Origin of the sequence: Bacillus subtilis subsp. subtilis str. 168, assembly GCF_000009045.1 — a bacterium.
In the GTDB taxonomy this organism is placed as follows: Bacteria; Bacillota; Bacilli; order Bacillales; family Bacillaceae; genus Bacillus; species Bacillus subtilis.
In genome coordinates this window covers 3,966,653-3,981,224 of the sequence record NC_000964.3, presented here as the reverse complement: position 1 = coordinate 3,981,224, position 14,572 = coordinate 3,966,653, and the positions used below count along the sequence as shown (strand labels likewise).

At 47.6% G+C, this 14,572-nt stretch carries 14 protein-coding genes; 11 read left to right on the top strand and 3 right to left on the bottom strand.

Annotated features, from left to right (window positions below; all coding sequences use genetic code 11):
• Positions 1-119: 119 nt before the first annotated feature.
• Positions 120-1,472, bottom strand: coding sequence for a citrate/malate/H+ symporter (cimH, locus tag BSU_38770; protein NP_391756.1), 1,353 nt, complete (start codon positions 1,470-1,472; stop codon positions 120-122).
• A gap of 555 nt (positions 1,473-2,027) precedes the next feature.
• On the opposite strand from cimH, the gene cydA reads away from it, so the two are divergent.
• The 5 genes from cydA (at position 2,028) to nnrA (ending at position 8,777) form a co-directional block, all read left to right on the top strand.
• Positions 2,028-3,434 (top strand): cytochrome bb' ubiquinol oxidase (subunit I), encoded by a 1,407-nt coding sequence (gene cydA / locus BSU_38760; protein NP_391755.1) that lies wholly within the window; start codon positions 2,028-2,030, stop codon positions 3,432-3,434.
• Positions 3,418-4,434, top strand: a complete 1,017-nt coding sequence (gene cydB, locus BSU_38750) for a cytochrome bb' ubiquinol oxidase (subunit II) (RefSeq protein NP_391754.1) — start codon at positions 3,418-3,420, stop codon at positions 4,432-4,434. Before cydA ends, cydB begins: the two co-directional genes overlap by 17 nt.
• Positions 4,434-6,137, top strand: coding sequence for an ABC membrane transporter (ATP-binding protein) required for cytochrome bb' function (reductant efflux pump) (gene cydC, locus BSU_38740; RefSeq protein NP_391753.1), 1,704 nt, complete (start codon positions 4,434-4,436; stop codon positions 6,135-6,137). Before cydB ends, cydC begins: the two co-directional genes overlap by 1 nt.
• On the top strand, positions 6,134-7,861 hold the full coding sequence (cydD, locus tag BSU_38730) for an ABC membrane transporter (ATP-binding protein) required for cytochrome bb' function (reductant efflux pump) (protein ID NP_391752.1): 1,728 nt from the start codon (positions 6,134-6,136) through the stop codon (positions 7,859-7,861). The genes cydC and cydD overlap by 4 nt, the downstream gene beginning before the upstream one ends.
• Positions 7,862-7,946: 85 nt before the next feature.
• Positions 7,947-8,777, top strand: a complete 831-nt coding sequence (nnrA, locus tag BSU_38720) for an NAD(P)H dehydratase (RefSeq protein ID NP_391751.1) — start codon at positions 7,947-7,949, stop codon at positions 8,775-8,777.
• Between the two features lie 14 nt (positions 8,778-8,791).
• On the opposite strand, the gene yxlA is transcribed toward nnrA, so the two are convergent.
• Positions 8,792-10,165 carry a putative purine-cytosine (pyridoxine) permease gene (gene yxlA / locus BSU_38710; protein NP_391750.1) on the bottom strand — a complete coding sequence of 458 codons (1,374 nt, stop codon included), beginning with the start codon at positions 10,163-10,165 and terminating at the stop codon, positions 8,792-8,794.
• Positions 10,166-10,376: 211 nt separating this feature from the next.
• On the opposite strand from yxlA, the gene sigY reads away from it, so the two are divergent.
• Genes sigY through yxlG form a run of 6 tightly spaced genes read left to right on the top strand, consistent with a single transcriptional unit; the run spans position 10,377 to position 13,281 of the window.
• Complete coding sequence (gene sigY / locus BSU_38700) at positions 10,377-10,913, top strand: RNA polymerase ECF (extracytoplasmic function)-type sigma factor (sigma-Y) (protein ID NP_391749.1); 537 nt, start codon at positions 10,377-10,379, stop codon at positions 10,911-10,913.
• Entirely contained in the window at positions 10,906-11,226 is a 321-nt protein-coding gene (yxlC, locus tag BSU_38690) for a sigma-Y antisigma factor (RefSeq protein ID NP_391748.1), read from the top strand. The genes sigY and yxlC overlap by 8 nt, the downstream gene beginning before the upstream one ends.
• Positions 11,223-11,429, top strand: coding sequence for a putative sigma-Y antisigma factor component (gene yxlD, locus BSU_38680; RefSeq protein ID NP_391747.1), 207 nt, complete (start codon positions 11,223-11,225; stop codon positions 11,427-11,429). The genes yxlC and yxlD overlap by 4 nt, the downstream gene beginning before the upstream one ends.
• Positions 11,426-11,614, top strand: coding sequence for a negative regulator of sigma-Y activity (gene yxlE, locus BSU_38670; RefSeq protein ID NP_391746.1), 189 nt, complete (start codon positions 11,426-11,428; stop codon positions 11,612-11,614). The genes yxlD and yxlE overlap by 4 nt, the downstream gene beginning before the upstream one ends.
• Before the next feature lie 6 nt (positions 11,615-11,620).
• Positions 11,621-12,508 carry a putative ABC transporter component (ATP-binding protein) gene (yxlF, locus tag BSU_38660; protein NP_391745.1) on the top strand — a complete coding sequence of 296 codons (888 nt, stop codon included), beginning with the start codon at positions 11,621-11,623 and terminating at the stop codon, positions 12,506-12,508.
• Positions 12,505-13,281 (top strand): putative ABC-transporter (permease), encoded by a 777-nt coding sequence (gene yxlG / locus BSU_38650; RefSeq protein NP_391744.2) that lies wholly within the window; start codon positions 12,505-12,507, stop codon positions 13,279-13,281. Before yxlF ends, yxlG begins: the two co-directional genes overlap by 4 nt.
• On the opposite strand, the gene yxlH is transcribed toward yxlG, so the two are convergent.
• On the bottom strand, positions 13,278-14,480 hold the full coding sequence (gene yxlH / locus BSU_38640; protein ID NP_391743.1) for a putative transporter: 1,203 nt from the start codon (positions 14,478-14,480) through the stop codon (positions 13,278-13,280). The two genes, yxlG and yxlH, sit on opposite strands and share 4 nt — an antisense overlap.
• Between the last annotated feature and the right edge of the window lie 92 nt (positions 14,481-14,572).

Here is a 14,572-nt window from a genome sequence, read left to right as displayed (position 1 = left end):
CAGATTCCTTTCTATCTAGTATTTCCAACTATTACTATAGCATGGGATGGGAACTTGCAAAAACATGGACATGCAAAAAAGCAAGCTCTTTCGTTTGACGAAGAACTTGCTTGCGGGGATCAATAAAACTGGTGCAGCAGCAATAAGGTTAAGGATACTGTAATCGCGCCCCCGATGCGGGTAGACACCTGGGCGAAAGGCATTAGCTCAAGCCTTTCAGCGGCGCTTAAAATGGCAACGTCACCCGTGCCGCCTTGCCCAGAATGGCATGCATTAATAATGGCGGTTTCAATCGGATACATGTTCAGCCATTTTCCAGTGAAGAAGCCAACGGCCATCATGGTCACAACGACAGACAGAATCGTGATAATATTGCTGAGGTTAAAAGCGGCGACAAGCTTGTCCCACGGCGTCATGGATACCCCAATCGCAAAGAGAAGCGGGTAGGTCACAGCTGTTGAAAAGAAGCGGGACACTCCAAACGCGCCATTTTCAATTGAGGCAGGCACCAATCTGAACAGCTTGATTAGAACAGCCAGTAACAGCATGGCAACGGGTGCCGGAAAACCGAAAAAATCGTGAGCGAGCATGCCGACTAAGTATAAAGAAACAGCAAGGATACCGCCTGACGCAAATAAAGAAAGGTTGAACATTTGCTGTCCGCTTTGAGATTCCTCCAGCGCAGGGGACTCTTCTTCGGAGCGGTCCACTTTGCCGTTGCCTGTCCATTCCGGTTTTTTCTTTCCGATTCGGTTCAGCAATCCCGCTAGAATAATCGCGCACAAGCTGCCCAGCATAATCGATGGCAGAACAAGTGCAAACGCTTCCCCTTGAGAAATGGGCATGATGTCAGAATATCCGATGGACAGCGGGATAGCGCCTTCTCCGACTCCTCCAGCCATGATCGGAATGACAATGTACAGCAGGGTATGCTGAAATCCGAGTCCGAGCAATGTCCCGACAGCCAGTCCGACAATAGCGGCTGTGACAGAACCGACAATAAGCGGAATAAAGATTTTCATGAATGCTTTTACGAGTGTTTCTCTTTTCATGCCGAGAATGCTTCCGACGACAATACCGGCGATAAACAAATATAGAAAGTTTGAGTTTTCTGTAAATTCTGTGGTGGATTTGACGATATCATTAGGCAGCAGGTGATAGTACACGACAGCGGACGGAATAAAAGTAGCTAGGATGGCCGGGCCGCCGATAGAACGAACAATCGGTATCGATTTGCCGATTTGGGCAAAGGTAAACCCGAAAAACGCCATGACGGCAATGGATGTCAAAATGTCACTTTTTACATCGTGATGCATAACAAAAACAGTGATTAATATAAACAGCAAGGCATACACAGGAAGCGGTATGATGCCTACTTTTATATTCATGGCTTTCGCAAACCAATTCTCTTTTCGAACCCCTTCGTGAATTGTATCCGTTTGCAATTGCATGTGTGTTTGAAGCTCTCCCATTGAAAAACCTCCCCTATTCTTGATGCAGTGAAATTGTTCACTATGTTAAGTATACTAAAAAATTGAAATTATTAATATATTAAAAATTTACTATTCAACTTTTCTCCTCTTACCGGTTCAAATGAAAAGAGGCATTCTGACTAAAATCGGTTTAAGACGGAATGCTGAGACTCGAGTGCTGGGGCGGGGGCAAGCATTTTGTTCGCAAGGAACGATGTGTTGATGTACGATAATAAAGGGTCATTTATCCTAGCAGCCGACATAAATAAGCAACAAAATAGACAAAAATCCGTCACATAGTGCGGGACTTTTTAGGTATTTTAGGCTTTATTTTTGAAATGAATCGTTGTAAAGTACTTAATATGAACCAGTCAGAGATTGTGTCATTTGGTCAGTCTGGCAATCTTGCATCATATTGGATGACTTTTTGACACATTTGTGAAATATTGAGCAATATTTTTTTCGTCTATTTTGTGAATTACTGATCAAAGTCTCGGTTCTATTTGTGAAGTAGTGAGCAAATTAACAGTTTTAACCGGAAATGGAGGAGAAAGCATGAGTGAATTGGTATTAGCCCGCATACAATTTGCATCAACAACGTTGTTTCACTTCTTGTTTGTGCCGATGTCTATCGGGCTTGTGTTTATGGTTGCGTTGATGGAGACTCTTTATCTTGTAAAGAAAAATGAGCTGTATCTCAAAATGGCAAAGTTTTGGGGACACTTATTCTTAATAAATTTCGCAGTCGGTGTTGTAACGGGGATTTTGCAAGAATTCCAGTTTGGACTGAACTGGTCAGATTACTCCCGTTTTGTCGGAGATGTATTTGGCGCTCCGCTTGCGATTGAAGCATTATTGGCGTTTTTCATGGAATCTATTTTTATCGGATTATGGATTTTTGGCTGGGACCGCCTGCCGAAGAAAATTCACGCGCTCTGCATATGGCTCGTATCATTCGGAACGATCATGTCATCTTTCTGGATTTTAACAGCAAACTCCTTTATGCAGGAGCCGGTCGGCTTTACGATCAAAAACGGCCGCGCGGAAATGAATGATTTTGGCGCGTTGATTACAAACCCTCAGCTTTGGGTTGAATTCCCGCACGTTATTTTCGGTGCGCTTGCCACTGGAGCTTTCTTTATTGCCGGAGTGAGTGCTTTTAAACTGCTGAAGAAAAAAGAAGTGCCGTTCTTTAAGCAATCTTTTAAACTCGCAATGATCGTCGGTCTTTGTGCCGGTCTTGGCGTCGGCCTTAGCGGACACATGCAGGCTGAGCACTTGATGGAATCACAGCCGATGAAAATGGCTGCCAGTGAAGGCCTATGGGAAGACAGCGGTGACCCTGCTGCTTGGACCGCTTTTGCGACGATCGATACAAAAAATGAAAAAAGCTCAAATGAAATCAAAGTTCCTTATGCCTTGAGCTACTTGGCTTATCAGAAATTCAGCGGAAGTGTCAAAGGGATGAAAACCCTTCAGGCTGAGTACGAAAAAATATACGGAAAAGGCGACTACATTCCGCCAGTGAAAACGACATTCTGGAGCTTCCGCATCATGGTAGGAGCAGGTGTTGTCATGATTCTTGCTGCGTTAGGCGGCCTTTGGTTAAACCGCCGTAAAAAGCTTGAAAACAGCAAATGGTATTTGCGCATCATGATCGCGTTGATTTCCTTCCCGTTTCTTGCAAACTCCGCGGGCTGGATTATGACAGAAATCGGACGTCAGCCTTGGACGGTTATGGGGTTAATGACAACCGCTCAATCTGTGTCGCCTAACGTAACAGCGGGTTCCTTGTTATTCTCAATCATCGCATTCGGTGTGATGTACATGATTCTTGGTGCACTGCTTGTCTTCTTGTTTATCCGTGAGATTAAAAAAGGTGCGGAGCATGATAATCATCATGATGTGCCTGTATCAACAGATCCATTTAGTCAGGAGGTATACCATGGCATCTCTTCATGATCTTTGGTTTATACTCGTTGCTGTATTGTTTGTAGGATTCTTCTTTTTGGAAGGCTTTGATTTCGGGGTCGGCATGGCGACCCGTTTTCTTGGCCATAATGAATTAGAACGCAGAGTGCTGATCAACACGATCGGGCCGTTCTGGGACGCGAATGAAGTGTGGCTTTTGACTGGCGCAGGCGCCATTTTCGCGGCATTCCCAAACTGGTATGCAACGATGCTGAGCGGTTATTACATTCCGTTTGTCATAGTGCTGCTTGCGTTAATGGGCCGCGGGGTCGCGTTTGAGTTCCGCGGCAAGGTGGATCATTTAAAATGGGTAAAGGTTTGGGACTGGGTCGTTTTTTTCGGCAGTCTAATTCCTCCGTTTGTGCTTGGTGTGCTGTTCACGACATTATTCCGCGGGATGCCGATTGATGCCGACATGAACATTCACGCACATGTATCTGATTATATCAATGTATATTCTATACTTGGCGGTGTGACGGTAACGCTTCTTTGCTTCCAGCATGGATTAATGTTTATCACGCTGCGTACGATTGGTGATTTGCAAAACCGCGCCCGGAAAATGGCGCAAAAGATAATGGGTGTTGTTTTTGTAGCGGTTCTTGCCTTCGCGGCCCTTTCTGCGTATCAGACAGACATGTTTACACGCCGCGGCGAGATTACCATTCCGCTCGCTGTTTTGATTGTCATCTGCTTTATGCTCGCGGCTGTATTTATTCGTAAGAAAAAAGACGGCTGGACATTTGGGATGACAGGCGCTGGTCTGGCGCTGACCGTGGGAATGATCTTTATTTCCCTATTCCCTCGTGTAATGGTCAGCTCGCTTCATAGCGCATACGATTTAACAGTAGCTAACGCTTCTTCTGGAGATTATTCGCTTAAAGTCATGTCAATTGCAGCATTAACGCTATTGCCGTTCGTCATCGGCAGCCAGATCTGGAGCTATTATGTCTTCCGGAAGCGCGTCAGCCATAAGGAGCCTATGACTTATTAATGGGAAAAGACCTGTTTCGATATAAAGGAATGAAGCGGATTCTCACCTTGATTACTTGTTTAACGTTGATTCAGACAGCCGCCATTATTATGCAGGCAGAGTGGCTGAGTGAGGCCGTAACCGGACTGTTCAACGGGAAGGGCATTACCTCCCTTTTACCGGTGATCGGCTTTTTCCTCATCGCTTTTATCGCCCGGCACGGGATGACGGTGGCGCGACAGAAAATCGTCTATCAATACGCCGCCCGGACAGGAGCAGATTTGAGGAAAAGTTTTCTTGATCAGCTGTTCCGATTAGGCCCCCGCTTTGCAAAGAAAGAGGGGACGGGGCAAATGGTGACGCTGGCGATGGAAGGCATCAGCCAGTTCCGCCGCTACCTGGAGCTGTTTCTGCCGAAAATGGTCAGCATGGCGATTGTGCCTGCGGCAGTTGTCATTTATGTGTTTTTTCAGGATCGGACATCAGCCATCATTTTAGTCGCTGCTATGCCGATTCTGATCATCTTTATGATTCTCCTCGGCCTTGTCGCGCAGAGAAAAGCGGATCGTCAGTGGAAATCCTATCAGAGACTTTCCAATCATTTTGTTGATTCTCTTCGCGGGCTGGAGACATTGCGTTTCCTAGGTTTGAGCAAGTCACACAGCAAAAATATTTTCTATGTGAGTGAGCGGTATCGCAAGGCAACGATGAGCACACTCCGGGTGGCGTTTTTGTCATCATTCGCCCTCGATTTTTTCACGATGCTGTCGGTGGCGACAGTCGCAGTATTTCTGGGCCTGCGCCTCATTGACGGCGATATTTTGCTTGGCCCTGCTTTAACGGCGCTTATTCTGGCGCCTGAGTATTTTTTGCCGGTGCGGGAAGTGGGGAATGATTATCATGCAACGCTGAACGGCCAGGAAGCAGGAAAAACCATTCAAGAGATTTTGTCGCAGCCTGGTTTTAAAGAAGAGACGCCGCTTCAGCTCGAAGCTTGGTCCGATCAGGATGAGCTGAAGCTGTCAGGCGTGTCAGTCGGCCGTTCGGTGTCTGATATTCATCTCTCATTCAAAGGCAAGAAAAAAATCGGCATTATCGGTGCAAGCGGCGCCGGAAAATCAACATTAATTGATATTCTCGGCGGATTTTTAGAGCCGGATGGCGGGATGATTGAGGTTAATGGTACAAGCCGGTCCCATTTGCAGGACGGCAGCTGGCAGAAGAACCTTCTTTACATTCCCCAGCATCCGTACATTTTTGATGATACGCTTGGCAACAACATTCGCTTCTACCATCCAAGCGCTTCGGCAGAGGATACAACACGTGCTGCTGCCTCAGCGGGACTGACGGAGCTGGTGAACAACCTTCCTGACGGATTAGAGGGGCGGATCGGGGAAGGCGGCCGGGCGCTCAGCGGCGGCCAGGCACAGCGTGTCGCGCTGGCCCGCGCCTTTTTGGGAAACCGTCCGATCCTGCTGCTGGATGAGCCGACCGCCCATCTTGATATCGAAACAGAATATGAAATAAAAGAAACGATGCTGGATTTATTTGAGGATAAGCTCGTCTTTCTCGCGACTCACCGCCTTCACTGGATGCTCGATATGGACGAAATTATCGTGCTTGACGGGGGCAGGGTTGCGGAAATTGGGACTCACAATGAACTGCTGGAGAAAAACGGTGTGTATACCAAACTCGTGAAGGCACAACTGGGGGAAAGAGCATGAAGAAAGAAGAATGGATTTTGCCGTATATCAAGCAAAATGCCCGCCTGTTCGTTCTGGTTATCTTTTTGGGTGCGGTGACGATTTTTTCTGCTGCTTTTCTCATGTTCACCTCAGGTTTTTTGATTTCTAAAGCGGCGACAAGGCCGGAAAACATTCTGCTCATTTATGTGCCGATTGTCGCTGTGCGCACCTTTGGGATTGCGCGCTCTGTGTCGCGATATGTGGAACGGCTCGTCGGCCATCACATCATTTTGAAAATCGTATCTGACATGCGCGTCCGCCTTTACAATATGCTTGAGCCGGGTGCTTTGATGCTGCGTTCCCGTTTTCGCACGGGGGATATGCTCGGCATTTTGTCTGAGGATATTGAGCATTTGCAGGATGCTTTCTTAAAAACGATTTTTCCTGCGATCTCAGCCTTGCTCCTGTATGCTGTGTCAGTGATAGCGCTCGGCTTCTTCTCTTGGCCGTTTGCCATATTGCTTGCGCTGTATTTGTTTGTTCTTGTTGTATTGTTTCCGGTTGTGTCTTTGCTCGTGACGAGAGCGAAGAATGCGAAGCTGAAAAGCGGACGGAATGTGCTGTACAGCCGTCTGACAGATGCTGTGATGGGTGTCAGCGACTGGATGTTCAGCGGACGCCGGCATGCTTTTATTGATGCTTATGAAAAAGAGGAACGTGATTGGTTTGAGCTTGAACGGAAAAAACAACGCTTTACAAGATGGCGGGACTTTGCTGCGCAATGCCTTGTCGCTGGCCTTATTTTGCTGATGCTGTTTTGGACAGCGGGACAGCAAGCGGACGGCGAGCTCGCTAAAACGATGATTGCCGCTTTTGTGCTAGTGGTGTTTCCGTTGACGGAAGCCTTTTTGCCGCTTTCGGATGCCTTAGGCGAAGTGCCGGGCTATCAGGATTCTATCAGACGCATGAACAATGTGGCTCCTCAGCCGGAGGCGTCACAAACTGAATCAGGGGATCAAATTCTCGATCTTCAAGATGTCACCTTGGCCTTTCGTGATGTGACGTTTTCTTATGACAACAGCAGCCAAGTGCTGCACAACTTTTCCTTTACGCTGCGCCAAGGAGAAAAAATGGCGCTGCTCGGCCGAAGCGGCTCTGGGAAATCAACATCGCTTGCATTAATCGAAGGCGCCTTGAAACCGGACTCCGGTTCTGTGACGTTAAACGGAGTGGAGACAGCGCTGTTAAAGGATCAGATTGCGGATGCGGTGGCCGTGTTAAATCAAAAACCGCACCTGTTTGATACAAGCATTTTGAACAACATCAGGCTCGGAAACGGAGAAGCAAGCGACGAGGATGTGCGCCGCGCCGCAAAGCAGGTCAAGCTGCATGACTACATTGAGTCATTGCCTGACGGATATCATACCTCTGTACAAGAAACCGGCATCCGTTTTTCCGGTGGAGAGCGCCAGCGGATCGCACTTGCGAGGATTTTGCTGCAGGATACACCGATCATCATCCTCGATGAGCCAACAGTCGGCCTCGATCCTATTACCGAACGTGAATTGATGGAAACGGTGTTTGAGGTGCTGAAAGGAAAAACGATTTTATGGATTACACACCATCTCGCGGGAGTGGAAGCAGCCGATAAAATCGTATTTCTCGAAAACGGCAAAACAGAAATGGAAGGAACCCATGAGGAGCTGCTGGCGGCAAACGAACGATATCGCCGCCTGTATCACCTTGATGTTCCTGTAAAATAAAAGACAGCCCTAAAAGGCTGTCTTTTTTGTTTGAAAAAGAAAAGGGACAGGAAAAATAGGAAAAGAAAGCAGAGGAGGGATAGAGATGAATGTTCCATTTTGGACGGAAGAGCATGTAAGGGCCACGCTTCCTGAAAGAGATGCGGAGAGCCATAAAGGCACGTACGGTACGGCTTTGCTGCTGGCTGGAAGTGACGACATGCCGGGAGCAGCGCTGCTTGCAGGGCTTGGGGCCATGCGGAGCGGTCTCGGCAAGCTTGTCATCGGTACATCAGAAAACGTAATCCCGCTAATTGTTCCTGTTTTGCCCGAGGCGACCTATTGGCGTGACGGCTGGAAAAAGGCGGCGGATGCTCAGCTTGAAGAGACGTACCGGGCCATTGCCATCGGACCGGGCCTTCCGCAAACGGAAAGCGTACAGCAGGCAGTCGATCATGTGCTTACGGCTGATTGTCCTGTTATTTTGGATGCCGGAGCGCTGGCGAAGCGCACATATCCGAAACGGGAGGGCCCCGTCATCCTCACGCCGCACCCGGGCGAGTTTTTCCGAATGACAGGGGTGCCCGTGAACGAATTGCAGAAAAAAAGAGCGGAATATGCAAAGGAATGGGCGGCTCAGCTGCAGACTGTCATTGTGTTAAAAGGAAACCAAACCGTCATCGCGTTTCCTGATGGAGACTGCTGGCTCAATCCAACCGGAAACGGGGCGCTCGCCAAGGGCGGAACCGGTGACACGCTGACGGGCATGATATTGGGGATGCTCTGCTGCCATGAAGATCCAAAGCACGCCGTATTAAACGCGGTCTATTTGCATGGTGCGTGCGCCGAGCTCTGGACGGACGAGCACTCCGCTCATACGTTGCTCGCTCATGAGCTATCTGACATCCTGCCCCGCGTGTGGAAACGATTTGAATGATAAAAAAGCTGTCTTCAGAGAGAAGACAGCTTTTCTTGATACCCCGCCCGTTTTTTCAGACGCGGTTTCATTAATACATAGTAAAGCACAGAAGGCACGGCCAAGCCGATAATCCATGCGATGTCTCCGCCGCCAAACATTTTGGCAAGCGGTCCGATGTAAAAGCTTGTGTTGATAAACGGAATTTCCAGCAAGATAGACAGAACGAACGCAATTGTGGTGATCCAATTGACCTTTCCATAAGGCCCGTTTACGTCGAACATGGCTTTGACTTGATACTTTCCGTGGCGGACGAAGTAGTAATCGACTAAATTGATTGCCGTCCACGGAATTAAGAAATAACTGATGAAAAAGATAAAATTCAAAAACAGTTCCATAAAATTGCTCTGTCCCAGTAGGCTTAAGACTGTGCCGACAAGCGTGACACCCAGGATCATGATGATTCTGACTTTGGGCGTGACTTTTAATTTCAGAAACGGCTCCAGCGTTGTTGTCGTGGACATGAAAGCCCCATACAGGTTAAAAACATTGATTGCCATTTGCCCAAATAGCACAATGATCAGCATAATAAACGAGAAGGGACCGAACAATTGGACAATCTGGCTGCCTGAGTTTGCCGTAAAGTCAGGAAGTGAGGTTGTCAGCAATGCGCCGAGCAGCATCATCCAGATGGAGCTGACAGATGTACCTGCATAGCTGTACCAAAATGTTTTTGAAGCCGGTGTTTTAACTGGCAGATATCTTGAATAATCGGCAACATACGGCGCGTAGGCAAGCTGCCACGTCGCAACTGCGCTGACTGCCACTAGGAAAATTGGCAGATCAATCGCTCCGGGTATCCAGCTGCCTGCCGGAATCGGCAATTGAAAAATGAGAATCGTTGCAGCAAAAAATACAGCAAAAGAGGTCCAAGAAAGGATTTTTTGCATTTTGTGAATCAAATCATGGCCGAAAATGGTGAGTAAAAAACATACGGCACTTAAGCCTATAATGCTCCATGATCCCGGGATGGGAACAAAGCTGCTTAAGGTTCCGGCCGCCAGAATCGTGCTGCTTGCGAAGAAACCAAGGTAGATAAACATGACTAAGAAGAGGGGAAGAATCGCTCCGATTACGCCGAATTGGGCACGGCTTTGAATCATTTGCGGGATGCCTAGCTGAGGGCCTTGCGCGGAATGAGAAGCCATAAATATGGCACCGATTAAGGTTCCGCAAATAATAGCGGCAACACTCCAAAACAGATTAAGTCCCATTGCAACGGGAATCGTGCCGGTCACTAACGTGGTGATATGCATATTAGCCCCGAACCATACGGGAAATAAATCTTTCGCTTTACCATGTCTTTCTTCATTCGGAATATATTCAATCGTTCGCCTTTCTACTTTCAATGCATCGTCCTCCATATTGGATGTTTTTTTGAAATCGACATAAAGTCATAGCTTAACAGACTATAAGGGGGTTTACAAATAAGGATATGCAGCCAAACGGCCGGGAAGCCTGATCTGTCAATGGCTGAAAAGAATTGTAAAAAAGATGAACGCTTTTGAATCCGGTGTCGTCTCATAAGGCAGAAAAACAAAAAAGGGGGGATCACGGTCATTGGATACACAAGAAGAACAGCGGCTGATCCAGCAGGCGAAAGAGGGAAACGACGAGGCGTTTACAGCCCTTTTCCACTATCACTATTCTTTCTTATATAAATACTTGTTAAAGCTTTCCCTTCACCCCGATCTCAGCGAGGAACTTGTTCAGGAAACCTTTCTGAAAGGGTACATCCATTTAAGAAGCTTTCAGGGCCGTTCAAAATTCTCCACATGGCTGATCTCCATTGCATCGCGGCTCTATCTCGATCACCAGAAAAAGAGAAAGAGAGAATGGAAACGGAATCAGACAGTTACGGAGGAAACAATCCGCAAGATCAAGTGGGACGTGTCGGCGAAAGGGGCAGAGTGGAGCGAAACGCTCGATCTGTTTTCAAAGCTGGACCCTAAACTGCGCACACCGGTTTTATTAAGGCATTACTACGGCTATACCTACGCTGAAATCGGGGTGATGCTTCAAATCAAAGAAGGCACTGTAAAGTCCAGAGTTCATAAAGGGCTCCAGCAAATCAGAAAGGAGTGGGATGATGAATAAAGAAAAGCTTTCTGATCATTTAAAGTCAGAATGGAAAAAAATTGATCAAACAGCCAATCCCTCTATACCGAATCAAAAAGAACTGCTTCACCAGCTGTCACAAATGAAAGCTGAATACAGAAAAAAACTTCTTCAAGAGATCATTTTATTTGTATTCTGCGCGCTGATGGTTGTGAGTGCTGCAATCTTAGCTTTCACTCAAGCTCCTGCTGTGTTTATTGTGCTTCAGGTTTGTGTGCTTGCGGTGCTGCCGATTTTGATTGCGGCTGAGAAAAAAAGGCATCTCGGCGAATGCGAGGTGAAACGCGGATGACACAAACAGAAATTATCATAACGGTTGCGGCTTGTCTCATCGTATTGGCGCAGGGAATCTTTTTATTTATTGATGCGAAAAAACGTAATCACATGGCATGGGTTTGGGGGATTGTCGGATTGATTCAAGCACCGATGCCTCTGATTTGTTATTACTTTTTTGTCATTAGGCCGGATCGGAAGAAAAGGGGGATCAAGCAATGAATATTTCTTGGGAAATGATTTTGCCGCTGATTGTATTACAGCTGGCTTTGGCGGTGTTTGCCCTTATCAGCTGTATAAAAGAAGAGCGGACGAACGGGCCAAAGTGGATGTGGGCTGCAATCATCGTATGTATCAATATTATCGGGCCGATTTTATTTTTCACCGTCGGCAGAAAGCAAAGGTAAGCCGATATGCTGTCTATTGAATCATTATGCAAATCGTACAGGCACCATGAAGCTGTAAAGAATGTCAGTTTTCACGTGAATGAAAATGAGTGTGTCGCACTATTAGGACCTAATGGAGCCGGCAAAACCACGACTCTGCAAATGCTGGCCGGACTGCTTTCGCCAACCTCTGGAACCATAAAGCTGTTAGGAGAGAAAAAGCTGGATCGGCGTTTGATTGGGTACCTCCCGCAGTATCCTGCTTTTTATTCGTGGATGACCGCAAATGAATTTTTGACATTTGCGGGGAGACTGTCCGGCCTTTCGAAGAGAAAATGCCAAGAGAAAATCGGCGAGATGCTGGAATTTGTCGGTTTGCACGAAGCGGCGCACAAAAGGATCGGGGGCTATTCAGGAGGCATGAAACAAAGACTCGGTCTGGCACAGGCACTGCTCCATAAACCGAAGTTTTTGATATTGGATGAACCGGTGTCTGCGCTTGATCCGACAGGACGGTTCGAGGTGCTGGACATGATGCGGGAGCTGAAAAAGCATATGGCCGTTCTGTTTTCTACACATGTTTTGCACGATGCAGAACAGGTGTGTGATCAAGTGGTGATTATGAAAAACGGTGAGATTTCATGGAAAGGCGAGTTACAGGAGCTGAAACAACAGCAGCAAACGAACGTTTTTACCCTTTCAGTGAAAGAGAAGCTGGAAGGTTGGCTTGAAGAGAAGCCTTACGTCTCAGCTATTGTCTATAAGAATCCGTCCCAAGCGGTTTTCGAGCTGCCTGATATACACGCTGGCCGGTCATTATTAAGTGACTGTATCCGAAAGGGATTGACCGTCACCCGCTTTGAACAGAAAACGGAGTCTCTAGAAGACGTCTATCTAAAGGTGGTGCACGCATGAAGGTGATGATGGCGCTATTGCAGAAGGAGTGGCTGGAAGGATGGAAAAGCGGCAAGCTGATTTGGCTGCCGATTGCGATGATGATCGTCGGGCTGACACAGCCGCTGACCATTTATTATATGCCGGAAATCATCGCACATGGAGGGAACCTTCCTGACGGCATGAAAATCAGTTTTACGATGCCCTCCGGGTCTGAAGTGATGGTCAGCACGCTTTCTCAATTCAACACGCTTGGCATGGCTCTGGTCATCTTTAGCGTGATGGGCAGTGTAGCCAATGAAAGAAATCAAGGGGTAACAGCGCTGATTATGTCGCGGCCTGTGACGGCAGCCCATTATATCGTGAGTAAATGGCTCATCCAAAGCGTGATCGGCATTATGTCGTTTGCAGCTGGATACGGGCTTGCTTACTATTACGTCCGGCTGCTGTTTGAGGACGCATCATTCAGCCGCTTTGCCGCAAGCCTTGGCCTTTACGCTCTTTGGGTGATATTTATTGTGACCGCCGGCCTTGCCGGAAGTACGATATTCCGGTCTGTCGGAGCAGCTGCGGCTTGCGGGATCGGGCTCACAGCAGCCGTTTCCTTTGCTGTTTCACTATTTCCAGATGGTGCGAAGTGGCTTCCGGCTGAGATTTGCAAGCAGGCGGAGCATATCCTTCTTCATGGAGAGCGGGCAGATTTTTTCGGATGGTCACTCACTTTCTCCATTCTGTGCATCATGCTTCTGGCCGTGTTTTCTGTGTGGCGCTTCCGGCGGTATGAAAGCTATTAATTGATCATGTTACGTTTTTGCGCGAGCATCACAAAAAAGGCGGCAAATGCCAGAGAACCGGCTCCATAAAAAACTCCCGCAAGCCCGATAAGCTGTGCGATTTTTCCGGCAAGAAGGGGCCCGAGGAAGATGCCTAGCGCATAAAATGATTGGTAAAACCCCATCACTGACATTTTTAAACGGGCAGAACTGATTTCGACGACATGGCTTAGCAGCAGAGGAAAAACGAAGCCGAGCGCCAGCCCAATACAGGCGTGTGTGATGCAAACCGTGAACAATGCAGCTAAAAAAGGAACATATAGCAAACAGACCCCGGTGACAGCGAAACTAATGAGCATCACGGAGTAAGCGATACGGCTTGTAAAGCGCAGAAACACAAAGCTTAATGTGGCGGCTGCGTGTGGGAGGAAAAAGGCGCTCATCACCCAAAGCAGCTCCGCGTCGCCCATTCCGAGCTGATTCATGTAAAGCGGCGTAAAACCAAACACTGTGATAAATAATACGGCATGGGCCGTCATAGACAGGATGGTGAAAAGCTTCAGCTTTGGCAGCCGCAATGTATCTTTGATGTACTGATTGACACGAATGGTGCCACGGTTTGCGGGAGGAGCAGACGGATCCTGAATAAAGCAGCAGATCACCAGACCTGCGGCAGAAGCTGCCAGCGCCATCCAAAAAGGAACCTGCCTCCCTAAATGGGCTGCGGCGAGCCCGCAGAACACAATGCTGGCAAACTGAGGCATGACGGTAAAAAACTGCATGATGCCCATTGCTTTTGATGCATTGCCATTGTTGAAATAATGTGCGTATAAAATGGTCGCCATCACCCACGTAGAAGCAGTGATTCCCGCGAAAAGCCGGGCGGCCAGCACGAAGAAGAAAGAATCAAACATCAGAAAAAGCAGGCTGCTGAGGACGGAAAAGCCGAACCCGGCAATTAACAATTGCTTGCGCAAGGAAAACAGGATGTCTGACAAAAGGCCGAGCGGGAATCGCAGAAGGATTTGCGTGACCCCGTAGCTGCCGAGAATGATGCCGATTGCGCCATATGAAAAGTGCAGATCCTCCAAATACAGACTGAATACAGGAACGTAAATATAGCCTGAAAACCAGAAACAAAATACCATGCATAAAAAAACGGCGTGATCTAAAGCGCCGATTGTTTTTTTCTGAGGAATCAAGTCCTGCTGTAATTCCATCGTATCTCTCCACCCCTTTCCTTCCAAGTACAACACAATTATTGAAAGCGTTTCAATAGAAAAATAAAAAAACAGGGCTTCTAAAAAAGCCC